12 protein-coding genes, 1 tRNA gene and 1 pseudogene are annotated in these 15,871 nt (G+C 60.6%); 12 read left to right on the plus strand and 2 right to left on the minus strand.

The window, feature by feature from the left end; genetic code table 11:
• Positions 1–58 precede the first annotated feature (58 nt).
• The 3 genes from WNZ15_RS08080 to WNZ15_RS08090 all read left to right on the plus strand — a co-directional run bounded on the left by WNZ15_RS08080 (position 59) and on the right by WNZ15_RS08090 (position 3,556).
• Positions 59–985 carry a TAXI family TRAP transporter solute-binding subunit gene (locus WNZ15_RS08080; RefSeq protein WP_342892448.1) on the plus strand — a complete coding sequence of 309 codons (927 nt, stop codon included), beginning with the start codon at positions 59–61 and terminating at the stop codon, positions 983–985.
• A gap of 113 nt (positions 986–1,098) precedes the next feature.
• Complete coding sequence (locus WNZ15_RS08085) at positions 1,099–2,964, plus strand: TRAP transporter fused permease subunit (RefSeq protein ID WP_342892449.1); 1,866 nt, start codon at positions 1,099–1,101, stop codon at positions 2,962–2,964.
• 16 nt (positions 2,965–2,980) lie between these two features.
• Positions 2,981–3,556 carry a cupin domain-containing protein gene (locus tag WNZ15_RS08090; protein WP_342892450.1) on the plus strand — a complete coding sequence of 192 codons (576 nt, stop codon included), beginning with the start codon at positions 2,981–2,983 and terminating at the stop codon, positions 3,554–3,556.
• 183 nt (positions 3,557–3,739) lie between these two features.
• Here WNZ15_RS08090 and WNZ15_RS08095 read toward each other — a convergent pair whose 3' ends face one another.
• Complete coding sequence (locus WNZ15_RS08095; RefSeq protein WP_342892451.1) at positions 3,740–4,162, minus strand: MarR family winged helix-turn-helix transcriptional regulator; 423 nt, start codon at positions 4,160–4,162, stop codon at positions 3,740–3,742.
• A 115-nt stretch (positions 4,163–4,277) separates the two neighbouring features.
• On the opposite strand from WNZ15_RS08095, the gene WNZ15_RS08100 reads away from it, so the two are divergent.
• The 9 genes and pseudogenes from WNZ15_RS08100 to WNZ15_RS08140 all read left to right on the plus strand — a co-directional run bounded on the left by WNZ15_RS08100 (position 4,278) and on the right by WNZ15_RS08140 (position 15,245).
• Complete coding sequence (locus WNZ15_RS08100; protein ID WP_342892452.1) at positions 4,278–5,381, plus strand: substrate-binding domain-containing protein; 1,104 nt, start codon at positions 4,278–4,280, stop codon at positions 5,379–5,381.
• A 138-nt stretch (positions 5,382–5,519) separates the two neighbouring features.
• Positions 5,520–7,106 (plus strand): flotillin domain-containing protein, encoded by a 1,587-nt coding sequence (locus tag WNZ15_RS08105; protein WP_342892453.1) that lies wholly within the window; start codon positions 5,520–5,522, stop codon positions 7,104–7,106.
• A 51-nt stretch (positions 7,107–7,157) separates the two neighbouring features.
• The gene (locus WNZ15_RS08110; RefSeq protein WP_342892454.1) at positions 7,158–8,381 is read left to right on the plus strand and encodes an ABC transporter substrate-binding protein; all 1,224 of its coding nucleotides are present in this window, start codon (positions 7,158–7,160) and stop codon (positions 8,379–8,381) included.
• 99 nt (positions 8,382–8,480) lie between these two features.
• On the plus strand, positions 8,481–9,347 hold the full coding sequence (locus WNZ15_RS08115; protein ID WP_342892455.1) for a branched-chain amino acid ABC transporter permease: 867 nt from the start codon (positions 8,481–8,483) through the stop codon (positions 9,345–9,347).
• Positions 9,347–10,375 carry a branched-chain amino acid ABC transporter permease gene (locus WNZ15_RS08120; RefSeq protein ID WP_342892456.1) on the plus strand — a complete coding sequence of 343 codons (1,029 nt, stop codon included), beginning with the start codon at positions 9,347–9,349 and terminating at the stop codon, positions 10,373–10,375. Before WNZ15_RS08115 ends, WNZ15_RS08120 begins: the two co-directional genes overlap by 1 nt.
• Before the next feature lies 1 nt (position 10,376).
• Complete coding sequence (locus tag WNZ15_RS08125; RefSeq protein WP_342892457.1) at positions 10,377–11,093, plus strand: ATP-binding cassette domain-containing protein; 717 nt, start codon at positions 10,377–10,379, stop codon at positions 11,091–11,093.
• Position 11,094: 1 nt separating this feature from the next.
• A pseudogene (locus WNZ15_RS08130) lies at positions 11,095–11,769 on the plus strand (ABC transporter ATP-binding protein); the annotation flags it as partial.
• A gap of 198 nt (positions 11,770–11,967) precedes the next feature.
• Entirely contained in the window at positions 11,968–13,479 is a 1,512-nt protein-coding gene (locus WNZ15_RS08135) for an amidase (RefSeq protein ID WP_342892621.1), read from the plus strand.
• Between the two features lie 11 nt (positions 13,480–13,490).
• On the plus strand, positions 13,491–15,245 hold the full coding sequence (locus WNZ15_RS08140; RefSeq protein ID WP_342892458.1) for an AMP-binding protein: 1,755 nt from the start codon (positions 13,491–13,493) through the stop codon (positions 15,243–15,245).
• A 355-nt stretch (positions 15,246–15,600) separates the two neighbouring features.
• Here the strand turns inward: WNZ15_RS08140 and WNZ15_RS08145 are convergent.
• Positions 15,601–15,676 (minus strand) — tRNA-Thr (locus tag WNZ15_RS08145).
• Positions 15,677–15,871 lie beyond the last annotated feature (195 nt).

The following is a 15,871-nucleotide window of genomic DNA, read 5'->3' on the forward strand; positions in this document are numbered from 1 at the left end:
AAAACTTGAAAGAGGATAAATATCGTTTAACCTGAGTGAAAATCTCGGGAGGATTACCATGTTGAAACTGATCAAAACGACGGGCCTCGCCGTCGGCTTCCTCGTCTCGGCGAGTATCGCGCAGGCTGAAGAACTGCGCATCGGCACGGCCAGCCTCGGCGGCGCCTTCTATCCGATGGGGCAGAGCATCGCCAACCTGGTCAACGAACACGCGGGCGGTGACATCACGATGGTTCCGGTTGTCACCGGCGGATCGGTCCAGAACCCCAGGCTCGTCGACAGCGGCGAGGTCGAGATCGCAATCACCAACAACAACCTCGCGGTCCTGGCTGTAAACGGCAAAGGTCCCTACAAGAGTGGCCCCATCGACATCAGCGCCGTCGCTGCGCTGCATCCGAGCGTTCTGCACATGATCGTTCTGGAAGATTCAGACATCAAGACCTTCGAGGACATCAAGGGCAAGCGCGTTGCCGTGGGTCCGGCGGGCGGCGGCACCCTCGGTTTCATGAATTTCCTGTTGCCGCTCCACGACATGTCCCTGGATGACATCGTGCCGAGCTTCCTGTCCTATTCGGATGGCTTCAGCCAGTTGAGCGACGGCAACGTGGATGCGGCTTTCGCCCTGTCCGGCTATCCGGCAGGGGCGGTCATGCAGGCGGCGGCGGGCAGCAAGCTGCGCTTCATTGCCTTCTCCGACGGCATGCTCGACAAGGCGCTTGAAAAGAACGGCGCCTATAACGCGGTCGACATCGCGGCCGATGTCTATGGCACGGAGGCGCCCGGCACGGTGATCGGCGTCAACAACATGCTGATCGCGCCAAACTCCATGCCGGCCGATGTCGTTGAGAAGATCGTCGCTTCGGTCTTCGATCACCTGGACGCTTTCCAGGCCGAAAACGCCAACGCCAAGCAGATCAAGCCGGAACAGTCAAAGACCCTGGCGATCCCGCTGCATGAAGGTGCCGCGCGTTACTTCAACAAATAGGCCGGCTGAAACGGCCATCATTCCTCGCTAAGCAGAACCCGGTCTGCCGGGTTCCGCTTACGGTTTCCTGAGAAAGGGCAGGCCAGGTGCCGGGCAAGCTCGAAAACACTTCATTGATCAGTCGCCACAGCCTCGTTCTGGCGGCGGCCTTCGTCTTTGGCCTGTTCCATCTGGCGGCCGTCTCCGGCGTGATCGCGATCTCGACCATGCCCATGCGGCTGGTGCATGTGGCCTTCGCCTTTTCGCTTCTGTTCGCGATGAAACCGCTCACGCCCGGTCTCAAGGGCACGAAGCGCGACCTTGCGGCGACCCTGATCCTGATTGCCGCGATTGTCGGGGCGAGCGTCTGGCTGATCACGCGCTGGAAGGCAATCGCCTTCAGCGGCGGGTTGACTACAGACGGCGATTTCTACGCCGGCGCGATCATTCTCCTTGTTGTGTTCGAAGCCGCGCGGCGCGGTGTCGGCCTCATACTTGCGCTGATCACGCTGGTTTTCTTCTGCTATCCGTTTTTCAGCCCCTATCTGCCGGGCATCCTCAATGGCCGCGGCTACAGCCTTGAGCGCATGGTGCTGTTCCTGACGACGGACACGCAGGGCGTTTACGGCATCCCGATCGGTGTCGCGGCAACCTATATCATCGTGTTCACGATTTTCGGGGCCATGCTGTCCCGCTTCGGGGCGGGGGATTTCTTCTTCGAGATCTCGACGCGGCTCACCAGGGGATTGCGGGCCGCGAGCGCCAAGTCGGCGGTCCTGTTCTCGACATTGATCGGAATGGTGTCCGGATCGGCGGCCGGCAATGTCGCCGTCACGGGCACCGTGACGATCCCGGTGATGAAACGGGAAGGCTACAAGGCCCACCAGGCCGGCGCGATCGAGGCGGTCGCCTCGACCGGCGGGCAGCTGATGCCGCCAGTGATGGGCGCGGCGGCCTTCATCATGGCTGAAATTGTCGGCGTTCCCTATACGACCGTCATGAGCGTGGCCATTCTTCCGGCGCTGCTGTTTTTCGGTTCTGCCTTTGTCGTGGTCCATCTTCAGGCGGTCAAATCCGGCATCGAACCGGTTCAGGACGCGCAGCACGATGGCCGGCCGCTCGGTGCGGTCCTGATCCAGGGGGCACCTTTCATCGGGGCGTTCGGCAGCCTGCTTGCGCTGATGCTGGCCGGGTTTTCTCCGTTCAAGGCATCGCTTTGGGCCATGGGCGTGCTGATCGGCCTGGATGTCGTCAGTCGCCGCCGGGCGGATCTTGCGCTTCTCAAACGCATTGCCGGGGGCATCGCGGAAGGCTCGCGCAACGTCGTCACCATTTCGGCGGCCTGTGCCGCCGCCGGAGTGATTTCCGGCACGCTCGGCATCACCGGCCTCGGATCGAAGATCGCACTGCTGATCGATGTGGCTTCCAACGGCCATCTGTTCCTGGCGCTGCTGTTCACGATGATCGCCTCGATCATACTGGGCATGGGCCTGCCGACGACCGCGGCCTATCTGATCCTGGCGACGGTGGTGGCACCGGCGCTGGTGAAATTCGGCGTGCCCATGCTGACGGCGCATTTTTTCGTCTTCTACTACGGCTGTATCTCGACCATCACGCCGCCGGTCGCGCTGGCCTCCTACGTGGCCGCAGGCATTGCCGGGGCGGACGTCAACAAGGTCGGCTGGACGGCTGCGGCCTATGCCGCAACCAGTTTCGTGCTGCCGTTCGCTTTCGTGTTCGGTCCGGGGCTGCTGCTGCAGGCGGACAGCGTGGCCAACCTGATGGCGGTGGTCACCGGGGTCGCCGGTGTCGGCGCCGTCGCCGCGGGCGTGGTCGGCTGCCTGTTTTCGCCGCTCACGCCGGTCAACAGGCTGATCGTTCTGGCGGCCGGGCTGTGCCTGCTGGTGCAATCCTGGCCGACCGCCGCCATCGGCGGTCTGCTGCTGGCCTGGCAGGTGCTGCAGCATGCGCCCCGCAGACCGTTTTCCCTCAAACACTGACAAAGATGGAACTGACATGACGAGAGAATTCCGGCGCGTCGTAACCGGTCACGACCAGAACGGCGTCGCGATTGTCGAAAGCGACGTCATCGCGAGCCACAAGCTGCAGCGGCCGAGCCGCCCGGGCGTGACCCTGACCAATTTCTGGATCTCGGAAGGAACGCCCGCCGAATATGATGGGTCGGTGGAGACCTGCGACGGGCCGTTCATCCTGCATCCGCCGAGAAACGGCAGCGTCTTCCGCGTGGTGGAATTCCTGCCCGAGGATCCGGAAGTGATGGCGACACTCGACGGCAAGGCCGCCTTCGCGGAGATGGGGGCAGGGGACAATATCGTCGAGAACGCCCGCCATCCGTTCATGCACCGCACTGACAGCGTCGACTATGCCGTTGTTCTGACCGGGGAAATCTACATGCTGCTCGACGAGGACGAGGTCCTTTTGAAAGCCGGCGATACCGTTGTCCAGCGCGGCACCAACCACGCCTGGTCCAACCGCGGCACCGAGCCGTGTTCGATCGTTTTTGTCCTGGTCGACGGCGTCACCACGCGCGATGCGGGTGACGGGGAGCGCAAGGGAATTCCGCAGCGGTGATCAGGAGGCTGGTCGGGACAAGCTCTGGCTGGAGAGGCCCTGGCTGGAGTGGCCCGAATAGCCTGGCGGGGCTGACCTGAAACAGGCCAGCCCCGCTGGTTCCTGCGGCAAGCCAGGGTGTGGCCGGTCATTCCCGGTTACGCGGCGCGCGAGATCGGATGGAGCGGATCGGGCACTCTGATTTCAGACAATCCCGCGCAACAACTGAATGAGTTGTTGCGATTGTGAATCGCCCAGTTTTTCCAGCAGCATGGCGTCCTGATCCTGTATTTCCTGCCGGATCTGAACCATGCGTTTTCTGCCCAGGGCCGTGGGCAGGACGTTGACCTGACGATGATCGTTCCGGGCGACCTGGCGGTGCACCAGTCCGTCGGACACAAGCCGGTCCACCAGTTTGGTCAGCGTCGGCGGGTTCATCAGCACGATTTCCGCAAGTTCGCCCATGGTGAGGCGGTCCCCTGCTTCCAGTGTTTCAAGAATGCGCCAGGCCTCGACCTGGATGCCGTGTTTGCGCAGCCGCGCGTTCAGGGAGGTGCTGACCTTCCTGTGCGCTGCTGCAAGGGCATAAGACAGGTAGTTCTGGATGGGGCTGTTTTTGGGGTCCATGCTCTTCACCGGTGTTTCAGACTGAAATTTAGTTGACTTGGAAAATAAATTCAAATGAAATGTAGACTTCACGTCCATGGAGGCAGGTGCAGCCGAGAACGCAATGCTTTTGAGAATGTCCTCTGTCCCCACCGAGCTGGATGAGCTGCGTGATGATATTCATCTGCGCAGAAGAGCGACCTATCGAATAGCCTTGCTGATTCCCTTGTGCGGCTCGGCCGGACTTTGGGGACCGTCCTGTATCTCCAGTGCGCAGGTTGCGGTCGAGGAACTCAACCGGGCAGGCGGCATTGACGGCCGCAAGGTTCAACTCATCATGATCGATGCCGCGCTCGAAGCGCAGATTCTGATCGAGGAGACCATCAACGACCTGATCGAGACCAACGCCATCGATGCCATCGTCGGGATGCATATCAGCGCGATCCGTCAACGCCTGAGCAAGGTGGTTCGCCAGAGAATTCCCTACATATACACCCCTCTCTACGAGGGAGGGGAAAACACGGCCGGGGTGTTCGCGATCGGTGAGACGCCGCAGGAGCAGCTTGGGCCGTCCATGGAGTTCGTTCAAAATGAATTCCGGCCATCGAGCTGGGCGCTGATCGGCAACAACTATGTCTGGCCGCGAACGTCTCATCTTTATGCCAAGGCCAAGCTGAAGGAGATGTCCGCAGGACTGGCCCACGAGAGCTATGTGCCTTTCGGGGCAAGAGATATGGCCCGTCGTGTGGAGGCGATCGGCACCTCCGGTGCCGAAGCGGTGCTGATTTCCCTTGTTGGCCAGGATGCGATTGCCTTCAACCGGGCCTTCGGAAGTGCCGGGCTGCACAACCGCATGGTTCGCCTTTCCTGTGCCATCGAGGAGAACGGCCTTCTGGCCTGTGGCTCACGAAACAGCAAACGCATGTTTTCGGCATCGTCCTATTTCGGATCCTTGCCGACGGATGCCAATGCGGCCTTCAAGGAGCTTTACTACAGTCTGCACGGAGATCAGGCTCCCGTTCTGAACGGGCTTGGGCAATCCACCTACGAAGGGGTTCATTTTCTGGCCGGGCTCATGCACGGACATCCCGGAAAGTGGCGTCGGCGCTGTGTCACCGCGGACTTGACCGTGAGGCATCGCAGCGGCCGTCATATCCAGGTTCCAAGCCAGAGCAGCCGGGCACCGATCTATCTGGCACGTGCAGATGGGTTGAAATTTGAAGTGATAAAACAATTATAAATCATAGCCTTATAATTTTTTAATTTCCAATTCATATTTTTTACTTGAATTGGAAATTAATATCTCCCACGCTTTGCCGACTTTGGTTGCACGCAAAAAAAATGTGCGATGCGCTCGACAAGCTAGGGGAGAACGGGCTTGCTCTGGATTATCTCAACGGTGCTACTGGCACTGATCGTCCTGATCGGAATCTGGTTTCTTCAACGCTTCTACGCCAAGGCGTCTCTGGATACGGCTCTGGTCAGAACCGGGTTTGGCGGCCGGCGTGTCGTCATGGACGGCGGGTGCCTGGTATTGCCGTTCCTGCACCGCCTGCAGAAAGTGTCCATGGGCGCGCTGACGGTTTCGATCGAGCGTGAAGGCCGGAATGCCGTTCTGACCCGGGACCAGATGCGGGCCGACATCTCGTGCGAATTCGAGTTCCAGGTTGCACCGGATGCCGAAGGGATTGCCACCGCGGCAAAATCCCTCGGCCAGCGGATCGCCCGGGGCGGGGAAACCGTCCGGGAGGTCATTTCCGGTGCGTTGGTCCATGCCATTCAAAATGCTGGGGCCGCACGCACCCTGGAAGAAATCCATCTGGATCGCAGCGGGTTTTCCGAAGAGTTGGCGGAAGTGGTCGATGCCCAGGTTGGGCTCATGGGGCTCCGGCTCGTTTCCGCCTCCATTGTCTCTCTGGATCAGAGCGATCTCGGCCTGTGGAATGAAAACAACGCCTTCAACGCCCTGGGGATGCGCCGACTGGCCGAGCTTGTTTCCGATCAGCGGAAGGCGCGCATTCGCATTGAAACCGAAGCGGAAATTTCGATAGGCGAAAGCCGGCTGGCACAACATCAGCGGCAACTGGAATTGCAGCGCGAAGAACGTGAAGCCCAGATTTCCCAGCACGAACATCTGGCGAAACTCGAAGCCGATGCCGCCTCACGCGAAGAGGCCGCGCGCAACGATGCAAAGCTCGCGAGCGAAAAGGTCCGGATCGAAAATGACGGCCGGGCAAAGGCAAGCCAGGTCGAGAACGACCAGACACTCAGGTCCACGGAAATGGCCGCGCTTCTGGCGCTGGAAGAAGAGAAAATTGCCAACAGCATTCAGCTCTCCAGAAAACGGACAGAGGAAGCCGAAGCCAAAGCGGCCGAAGAAGAGGCCCGGGCGCAGGTTCTGCTCGCCGCCGAGAACGTCCAGGTTCAAAAAGACCGCGCGGTTGCCGAACGCGAGCGCGAGATTGCGCGTCTGAAACAGGACAAGGACCTCGAGCTGGAAGCCGCCCGGGTCAAAAGCGACACGGCAACATTGCTGGCCAAAGCCGAGGCGGAGGCCTCTGCGACAGCCAGGACCGCCGAGGCCGGCCGGATTCGCATGGAGGCTGAAGCTGCCGGCATGAGTGCGCTCAATTCCGCGGAAAACACCTTGAGTGAAGCGGTGATCCGGATGCGGCTCGAAGAGCGCAAGCTCGACCGCATGCCTGAAATCATGACGCAGATGATGAAGCCGGTCGAGAAGATCGATTCCATTCGCATCAACCAGATTACCGGCGTCAACGGCGGCGGCTCCGGTGACGGCGCCGACGGCGCCTTCGGCTCAGCCATGGATCAGATCCTCGGAATGGCGGTTCGCCTGCCGGCGATGAAACAGATGGGCGAAGAAATCGGTCTGGATTTTGATGCCAACCTTGCCGGCCGCACGGCCGACTATGCCAACCGCATCCAGCCAAAAACCAAAGAATGATGCCGGGGCGCATTCCACCACGGGACTGAAGGTCCACTCAGGAGGTCTGAAATGACATTGAACAGAAGAAGTCTACTGGCAGCAGCCACAGCTCTTGCCGGATCCTCATTGCTGCCGCGCGGGGCCATGGCCGCCGAGACCATCAAGTTGGGGTCGTTGCTTGATACGTCCGGTATTTTTGACGCCTACGGTAAACCGATGGACATGGCGCTGCGGCTCGCAGTCAATGAAATCAATGAATTCGGCGGCCTTCTGGGCAGGCAGGTCGATGTCGTGGCTTACGATACCCAGTCCGACATCGCCCTTTACACCCAGTATGCGCAGCAGCTCGTCCGCAAGGATCAGGTTGACGTGGTGCACGGCGGCATCCTGTCGGCGTCCCGCGAGGCCATCCGGCAAACGCTCCGCAAATCCAAGACGCTGTATTTCTACAACGTGCTCTATGAGGGGGGCGTCTGCGACCGCAACATCTTCATCAACGGTGTCACGCCTGCGCAGCAGGTCGAGGCGCTGGTGCCTTATGCGTTGGAAAAGGCGGGTGGCAAGAAGGTCTACGTTCTCGCCGCCGACTACAACTACGGACACATTACGGCCAAGTGGATCCAGAAATATGTTGCCGAAAACGGCGGCGAAACGGTTGCCGTGGATTTCTTCCCGCTGGATGTGTCCGACTTCGGATCGACAATCGCCAAGATCCAGACAGCAGCACCCGATCTCGTGATTGCGCCGCTGGTCGGCGGGGCTCATCTGTCCTTCTTCCGTCAATGGGCCGCGGCTGGAATGAAAGACCGGATCCCGCTTGCCTCCACCACGCTTGGCGTTGGCAATGAACACAAGGTCCTGACGCCGGAAGAGGGCGATGGAATCATGGTTGCCTACAACTACAGTGAAGAGCTTCGTGGCCGGGCCAATACCCATTTCCAGACAAACTGGGAACGGGCCTATGGCGACACGAGCAGCATTCACGAACTTGCCGTGTCCACCTACCAGGGCGTCATGACCTGGGCTGAAGGCATTCGGGCAGCCGGTTCCCTGGACCGTGATCAGGTGGTCGAGGCTCTCGAGAACGGCGTGACGATCGATGGCCCGGCCGGCAAGGTCACGGTCGATTCCAAATCGCACCATGCCTATCTCGATGTCTACATCATGGAGCTTGAGAACCAGCGCATGAAGGTCATCAAGGGTCTGCCGCAGCGCGCGCCTATCGACACCCAGGCCGTGTGCGATCTGAAGGCGAATCCCAACGACAATCAACAATACGAAATCAAGATCTGACCTCCCGGACTTGACCGGCTGCGACGGCGCGTGCCGTTGCAGCCGATGGGCGGAACGCGCTTGCGTTCCAAGGGTAACTATTGCCGTGGGGCACCTGGGATGGATCTCTTCTTCGTAATCCTGCTGGAAATTCTCTACGCCATCGGGTCTCTCATCCTCATCAGCGCCGGACTTGCAGTGGTCTTCGGCATGATGAAGGTGATCAACCTTGCCCATGGCGAATTCATGATGATGGGCGGATATGCGACCATCACCGCCGTGGACCTGGGCGTGAACATCTTCATCGCCATGCTGGTCGTTGCCCCCCTCATCGTGGGGATGATCGGACTGGTCGTTGAACGGCTGGTGATCCGTCGGCTCTACGGCCGGCTTGTCGATACCATGCTGGCGACCTGGGGATTGAGCCTGTTCTTCATCGGTCTGGCGACGATGATCTTCGGCAATACCACGACCGGTATCTCGACACCCATCCCAGGGTTTTCGGTCGGAAACTATCAGATCAGCGGCTACAATTTTTTCATCATCGCCGTCGCGTTTCTTCTGCTTCTGGCCGTCTTCCTGATACTGAAAACAACCCGGGCCGGGCTGATCGCCAGGGGCGCGATGCAGCGCGCCGACATGGCCGCAGCTCTGGGATACAGCCCTGAGCGCATCTACATGGCGACGTTCTTCTGCGGATCGGCGCTGTCAGGACTTGCCGGCGCCGTTCTGGCGCCTCTGGTCGGCCTGGTGCCAACCTCCGGTGGCGCCTATATCGCCAAGGCTTTCATCACGGTCATTGCCGGCGGACCATCCCTGATCGCGGGCCTGCTCACCAGCGCCGGTTTCTTCGGCGCGGTCAACCAGGTGTTCACCTTTGCCGTGTCGCCCGTCTTCGGCGAGGTCGCCCTCCTGGTCTCCGCCGTGGTTCTGCTGCGCCTGATCCCGCAAGGCATCACAAGCAAATTCTTCCGGGGCAAATTCTGATGAACGGCAGTTTCCAGAAAGACATCGTCGTGACGGTGATCGCAACGGCGCTGCTTATATGGCTGATGCCGGTCTTCATCAGTACATTCACGCTCACGGTGCTGATCATCTATGGAATGCTGGGCCTGAGCCTCGGCCTGATCTGGGGTTTCGGTGGAATCCTGTGCTTTGGTCAGGCCGCGTTTTTCGGGCTTGGCGCCTATACCTATGCCATTGCGGCCCTCAACATCGGCGAGAGCACCTTGCCGATGCTGCTGGCGGTCGCCGTGCCTGCGGTCCTTGCGGCGTTGCTCGGTGCGATGATGTTCTACGGCCGCCTGAACGATGTGTATCTGGGGGTGATCACGCTGGTCGTCACCCTCATTCTCTTCAAGTTCATCAACTCGACCGCCGGGCCTCAATACACCATCGGAAACGCGCGTCTGGGTGGCTTCAACGGCATCCCCGGTTTCCAGACCCTGAATGTTCCGGGCAGACCGGACGCCTACATCTGGGGGGATGCCTATTTCCATGTGTGTGCCGTTGCGCTTGCCGGGGTCTTTCTTCTGGTCTCGGCGCTGTTGCGATCGAGTTTCGGGCGCATCGCTGTCGGCATCCGGGAAAACGAAACCCGCATGTCCTTGATGGGATATGACGTGCGGGCCCGAAAGACGGTCCTGTTCACCGCCGGGGCCGCGATCGCGGGTTTGGCCGGTGCGCTTTTTGCCAACTGGGGCGAGATCGTCACTCCGAACCTCTTCTCGCTCGGCCAGTCCGCGGAAATCATCATCTGGTGCATCGTCGGAGGTCTGGGGACACGGTTCGGTCCGATCCTCGGGGCTGCCGGGCTTGCTTACCTGAAGTTTCTGCTCGGTCAGCAAAGCATGATCGACAACACGCTGATCATGGGCCTCATCCTCGTTCTGTTCGTGCTTTTCCTGCCGCGCGGGGCGGTGCCGACACTTGTGGATCTCTTCAGGAGCGTGCCCTGGCGCCGGCGGTCCGGGCGGACGATCCGTGCCCGGCATACGCGCCGGAGGGAGGTCTGATATGGCTGAAATCGTCCTGGAGACCACAGGCCTGACGATGCGTTTCGGCGGCGTTGTGGCGGCCAACAACGTCGATTTCAAGCTCAGGGCACGTGAGTTGAGATGTCTGATCGGTCCCAACGGCGCCGGCAAATCCACGTTTTTCAAATGCGTCACAGGTCTGCAGACGCCGAGCGAGGGGCATGTCTACATGCGCGGCGAGGAGACCACGCAGTGGCTGCCGCACGAGATCGCCTCGCTCGGTGTCGGGATCAAGACGCAAACCCCGAATGTCCTCGATGCCCTGAGCGTCTTCGAGAACATCTGGCTGGCGGCCCGCCGCTTTCATCCAAAGGGCGAGGCCAACCGGAAAACGCAGGAAATCATCGAGCGCCTTTCGCTCAACGCCATCGCGCGAACCGATCTGGGTCGTCTCGCGCATGGCGAACGCCAGGGCGTTGAACTGGGGCTCGTTGCCGTCGGCGACCCCTGGCTGGTGCTGCTTGACGAGCCCGCCGCCGGAATGAGCGCCGAGGATGTCGAGCGCATGACCGGGATCATTCACGAGGTCAACAAGACAGCGGCCGTCGTCATTGTCGAACACGACATGCAGTTCATTCGCTCGATTGCCCGGGACGTGACGGTTTTCCATCAGGGGGCGGTGCTGATGGAGGACCATGTCGACAAGGTGATGTCCGACCCGACCGTGCGCAACGTATATCTTGGAAGGAAGGCCTGACATGACAGATGATGTCTCGGCAATTCTGGACGTCAAGGCGCTCTCCGGCGGATACGGGCGCGTTCCCATCCTCCACGGGATCGGGTTTTCCGTCGCTGAAAACGAGGTCGTCGGCATTCTCGGCCACAATGGCATGGGCAAGACGACCCTCCTGAAAACCCTGATGGGCTTTCTGGCCCCGGCGTCGGGCACGGTCAGGTTTCATGGAACCGACGTGACCCGGATGCCCCCCAACCAGCGGGCCGGACTGGGTATTGGCTACGTTCCGCAAGGGCGCGGGATTTTCCCGCAGCTTTCGGTTCGCGACAATCTGAGATTTGCCTGGCACGCGTATTCCGGCGGGCCGGAAGAGGACGTTCTCGACAAGGTTCTGGAGGATTTTCCACGGCTGCACCGGTTGCTGGACCGGGATGGCGGAGCGCTTTCGGGTGGAGAGCAGCAACTGTTGTCCCTTGCACGGTGCCTGATGGGCGATCCGGATTTCCTGCTTCTCGACGAGCCGACGGAGGGCATTCAGCCGTCGATCATCGAAGAGATGGCTGAAACACTGCTGCAGCTCAAGAAGACCCGGGGTCTGTCGATCCTTCTGGTGGAGCAGAATTTCGACTTCATCGCCGATCTCTCCGACAGGGTTCTCGTGCTGGAGCGCGGCCGCATCACGGGAGAGCTGAACAGGCACGAACTCTCCGATCAGACCAAGGTGACCCAGTTTCTCGGGTTGGGCGCAGCGCGCGCGACCCGGGGACCAGGGGAGAGGGTATCCCGCCACTCCACAGATCCTGGACCGATCCGGGGCCCGGAGGCGGCCGCCTCCGCTTCGATCGCCCACCCGCATTCCCCGCCACAAGACATCCGGCCTTCCACGGTGACAGCAATGACAGTCAAACGTCCGACCCTTGCGCAAATGCGCGAGATGGCAAATCGCTTCGGCATGAGCCTTTCCGATGCGGAATTGCTCGAATATTCGCAAATCATCGAACCTTACATGCAGGCCTATGACCGTCTGGACGCAATGCCGGACAATCTGCCGGAAGTCCGCTATCCGCGCAGTCCCGGACATTTCCCGGCCCCTTCGGAAAATCCGCTGAACGCCTGGTATGTGAAGACCGAGGTGCGCGGCGCGCCCGATGGACCCTTGCGTGGCAAGCGGATCGCCCTCAAGGACACCATCTGCCTCGCCGGTGTCCCGATGATGAACGGGTCGTCCATCATGGAAGGGTACACGCCCGAAATCGACGCGACCATCGTCACAAGGCTCCTGGACGCAGGTGCGGTCATTGCCGGAAAGGCGCATTGCGAGAACTTCTGCCTGTCCGGCGGCTCGCATACCAACGCAAAGGGGCCAGTCCACAATCCCTGGAAACACGGGTATATGGCCGGCGGGTCGTCGAGCGGGTCCGCCGTTCTGGTCGCAACAGGCGAAGTCGACATGGCGATTGCCGGGGACCAGGGCGGATCGATCCGCCTGCCGGCATCGTGCTGTGGTGTCTATGGCATGAAGGCAACGCACGGGCTGGTGCCCTATACCGGCGCGATGCCGATCGAACAGACGATCGATCATCTGGGGCCGGTCACCAGGACTGTTGCCGACAACGCGCTTCTGCTGGAAGTGCTGGCGGGTGAAGACGGGCTGGACCCGCGCCAGTACAAGCCCAGGACCTACCGTTATACCGACGCTCTGGGCCGGGGCGCGCAGGGGCTGCGGATCGGCGTCTTGAAGGAAGGTTTTGCACACCCCAACAGCGAAAGCGACGTTGACCAGAAAGTTCTGCAGGCAGCGGAAAGGTTCCGCGAACTGGGCGCGCGGGTCGAAGACGTGTCCATTCCGGAGCATCACATGGCGATGGACGCCTGGACGGCGATCACGCTCGAAGGCCTGCAGGACGGCATGATGTGGGGGCATTCCACGGGCAGCAATTACCGGGGCCTGTTTCTGCCGTCGATGACCGATCACATGGCGCAATGGCGCAACCGGGCGGACGAACTCAGCCATTCACTGAAGGCCTGCATGTTCGTCGGCGAACACTTCCAGACCCAGTACCGCGGCCGGTTCTACGGCAAGGGGCAAAACCTCATGCGCAGGGCCAACGAACGCTATCTGGCGGCGCTGCAGAATTTCGATGTCCTGCTGATGCCGACCATGCCGGTCAAGCCGCAGGAAATTCCGCCCGCGGACTGTTCCATCAGTCTCTATGTCCAGCGTGCCTTCGAAATGGTCGCCAACACCGCGCCCTTCAATGGCGGATTGCCGGCCATGAGCCTTCCTTGCGGACTGATCGAGGGATTGCCGATCGGCATGATGCTGGTCGGACCGCATTACGGTGAAATGAAAATCTATCAGGCCGCCCACGCGTTTGAACAAAGCGGCGACTGGCGCACCGGTTGAAGGAGACGGTCATGTCGATCTTGAATGAAAGCCTTGCAGACCGGATCGCCGGCTGGGACACGAGCTCTGGTGCGGGTGCTGACACAACGGCTCCGGCGGATGGGGTTTCCTATGTGAGAGGCGCTTTCGATCCGCCGCTGGCCTATATCACCATCCCCAGGTTGCTGCGCGAGGCGGTGTCCCGGTTCGGGCCCCGCGAGGCGGCGGTGTTTTGCGAACAGAATATCCGGATGAGCTATTATGATCTTGACCGGGCCGTTGACGAGCTGGCAACCGGATTGCTGGCGCTCGGGCTGGAAAAGGGCGATCGGGTCGGGATCTGGTCGCCCAACAGGTTCGAGTGGGTGCTGACCCAGTTTGCGACCGCGCGGGTCGGCCTCATCCTGGTCAACATCAACCCGGCCTACCGTCTGGCCGAACTGGACTATGCGCTCAACAAGGTGGGCTGCAAGGCCCTGATCGCAGCCAGATCCTTCAAGTCTTCAGACTATGCGGGGATGATCAGGTCTCTGGCTCCCGAGCTTGACCGGTGTCAGCCGGGCCGCCTGCGCGCAGCCAGACTGCCGCACCTGCGCAGCGTCGTTCTGATGGATGATGCCGGCCTGGCGGGAACGTATTCATTCGGGGAACTCAGGACACTCGGCGGCCCGGCGCAACAGCTGCGCCTGCCCGACATCGACAAGACGCTCAGCCCTGATGATGCGGTCAACATCCAGTTCACATCCGGCACCACCGGGCAGCCCAAGGGGGCGACACTCTCGCACTACAACATCGTCAACAACGCGCGGTTCGTGACCGACAGGATACAGCTCACGGAAACCGACCGGCTGGCCATTCCGGTGCCGCTCTATCATTGCTTCGGGATGGTCATGGGCGTGCTGGGGGCCGTCAGCAAGGGCGCGGCCATGGTGTTTCCCGGCGAAGCGTTTCAGCCCGACAGGGTGCTTGATGTTCTGGCGGGGGAAAGCTGCACGGCGCTCTATGGGGTGCCGACAATGTTTGTCGCCATGCTGGAAGCACTGGAAAAGGCGCCGCGCGATCTCTCCAGCCTGCGCACCGGCATCATGGCCGGAGCACCGTGCCCGGTCGAGATCATGCAGCGGGTCAATTCGGACATGAACATGGGCGATGTCACCATCTGCTACGGCATGACCGAGACCTCGCCGGTGTCCTTTCAGAGCTTTGTCGACGATCCGACTGAAAAGCGCTGCGAAACGATCGGCCGTGTCCATCCTCATCTCGAGGTCAAGGTCATCGGATCAGATGGCCAGATTGTTCCCGTGGGCGAAACGGGCGAATTGTGCACGCGCGGCTATTCGGTGATGAAGGGCTATTGGGACGATGCAGAGAAGACGGCGGACAGCATTCAGGACGGCTGGATGCGGACAGGCGATCTCGCGGTGCTGGATGCGGACGGCTTCTGCTCGATTGTCGGACGGGCCAAGGACATGATCATTCGCGGCGGCGAGAACATCTATCCGCGCGAAATCGAAGAATACCTCATGCGTCATCCCAAGGTCAGCAATGTTCAGGTGTTTGGCATTCCGGATGAAAAATCCGGCGAAGAGATCTGTGCCTGGGCGATCCCCAAGCCGGGGATGGACATTTCCGGGGAAGAGCTGAGGGACTTCTGCAATGGCCAGATTGCGCATTTCAAGGTGCCCAGACACGTCCGGATCGTTGACGATCTGCCGATGACCATCACCGGAAAGCCGCAGAAATTCGTGATGCGCGACCAGATGATCGAGCTTCTTTCAGGCACATAGCATCGCCGGCATCAGACCCGCATGTGTGTTGGGTAAGTTGAAACGGTCCACCCGGCCGGTCCCGGTCTCACGCCAGATCTCCGCAACAGGAACTTCTTCTTCCCGGCGCGTCGCCATGAACGCCTTCAGCGCCTCCGAAATCTTCGATACTTGAATCGCTCCCCCTCATTCCCGACTGGGACAAATAGTGGCGGAAGTCATCAGGGCCAGGGGCAAACCGGACTCGGCACCGGTTCGGTTGGCTACAATCGGGAACGCCAGTCGAAGTTGCGCGCTACACTACATCTGCACGCGAAGGCGCGCGCTTGCGCAGGTTCGCTGCGGGCTTTCATCACTCGGATCGAAAAGGGAAAACTGGTGCCGGCAGCAGGATTCGAACCCGCGACCCCGAGATTACAAATCACGTGCTCTACCAGCTGAGCTATACCGGCGCCGGGAAGGCTTCTACCAGATTGGGCGCGCTTGTCCATGCTCTCGAGTGAAATTTTTGGCAAGCTGCGCTTGTTTCGCGTCAAGGCACTGAGATTTTTCATGAAATTGCATAGCCGCTGTGGACAAACGTGCGGAACGACACGGGCCGGCCGGGGGTGTTTGTGTTGTGCGAAAACAAGTGCGGTCCGGATCGG

The organism is Roseibium sp. AS2 (assembly GCF_038900065.1).
GTDB lineage: Bacteria > Pseudomonadota > Alphaproteobacteria > Rhizobiales > Stappiaceae > Roseibium.

Coding starts and splice junctions, on each gene's coding strand:
- WNZ15_RS08080 (WP_342892448.1), top strand. CDS start 59: ATGTTGAAACTGATCAAAACGACGGGCCTCGCCGTCGGCTTCCTCGTC.
- WNZ15_RS08090 (WP_342892450.1), top strand. CDS start 2,981: ATGACGAGAGAATTCCGGCGCGTCGTAACCGGTCACGACCAGAACGGC.
- WNZ15_RS08095 (WP_342892451.1), bottom strand. CDS start 4,162: ATGGACCCCAAAAACAGCCCCATCCAGAACTACCTGTCTTATGCCCTT.
- WNZ15_RS08100 (WP_342892452.1), top strand. CDS start 4,278: ATGTCCTCTGTCCCCACCGAGCTGGATGAGCTGCGTGATGATATTCAT.
- WNZ15_RS08110 (WP_342892454.1), top strand. CDS start 7,158: ATGACATTGAACAGAAGAAGTCTACTGGCAGCAGCCACAGCTCTTGCC.
- WNZ15_RS08115 (WP_342892455.1), top strand. CDS start 8,481: ATGGATCTCTTCTTCGTAATCCTGCTGGAAATTCTCTACGCCATCGGG.
- WNZ15_RS08120 (WP_342892456.1), top strand. CDS start 9,347: ATGAACGGCAGTTTCCAGAAAGACATCGTCGTGACGGTGATCGCAACG.
- WNZ15_RS08125 (WP_342892457.1), top strand. CDS start 10,377: ATGGCTGAAATCGTCCTGGAGACCACAGGCCTGACGATGCGTTTCGGC.
- WNZ15_RS08135 (WP_342892621.1), top strand. CDS start 11,968: ATGACAGTCAAACGTCCGACCCTTGCGCAAATGCGCGAGATGGCAAAT.
- WNZ15_RS08140 (WP_342892458.1), top strand. CDS start 13,491: ATGTCGATCTTGAATGAAAGCCTTGCAGACCGGATCGCCGGCTGGGAC.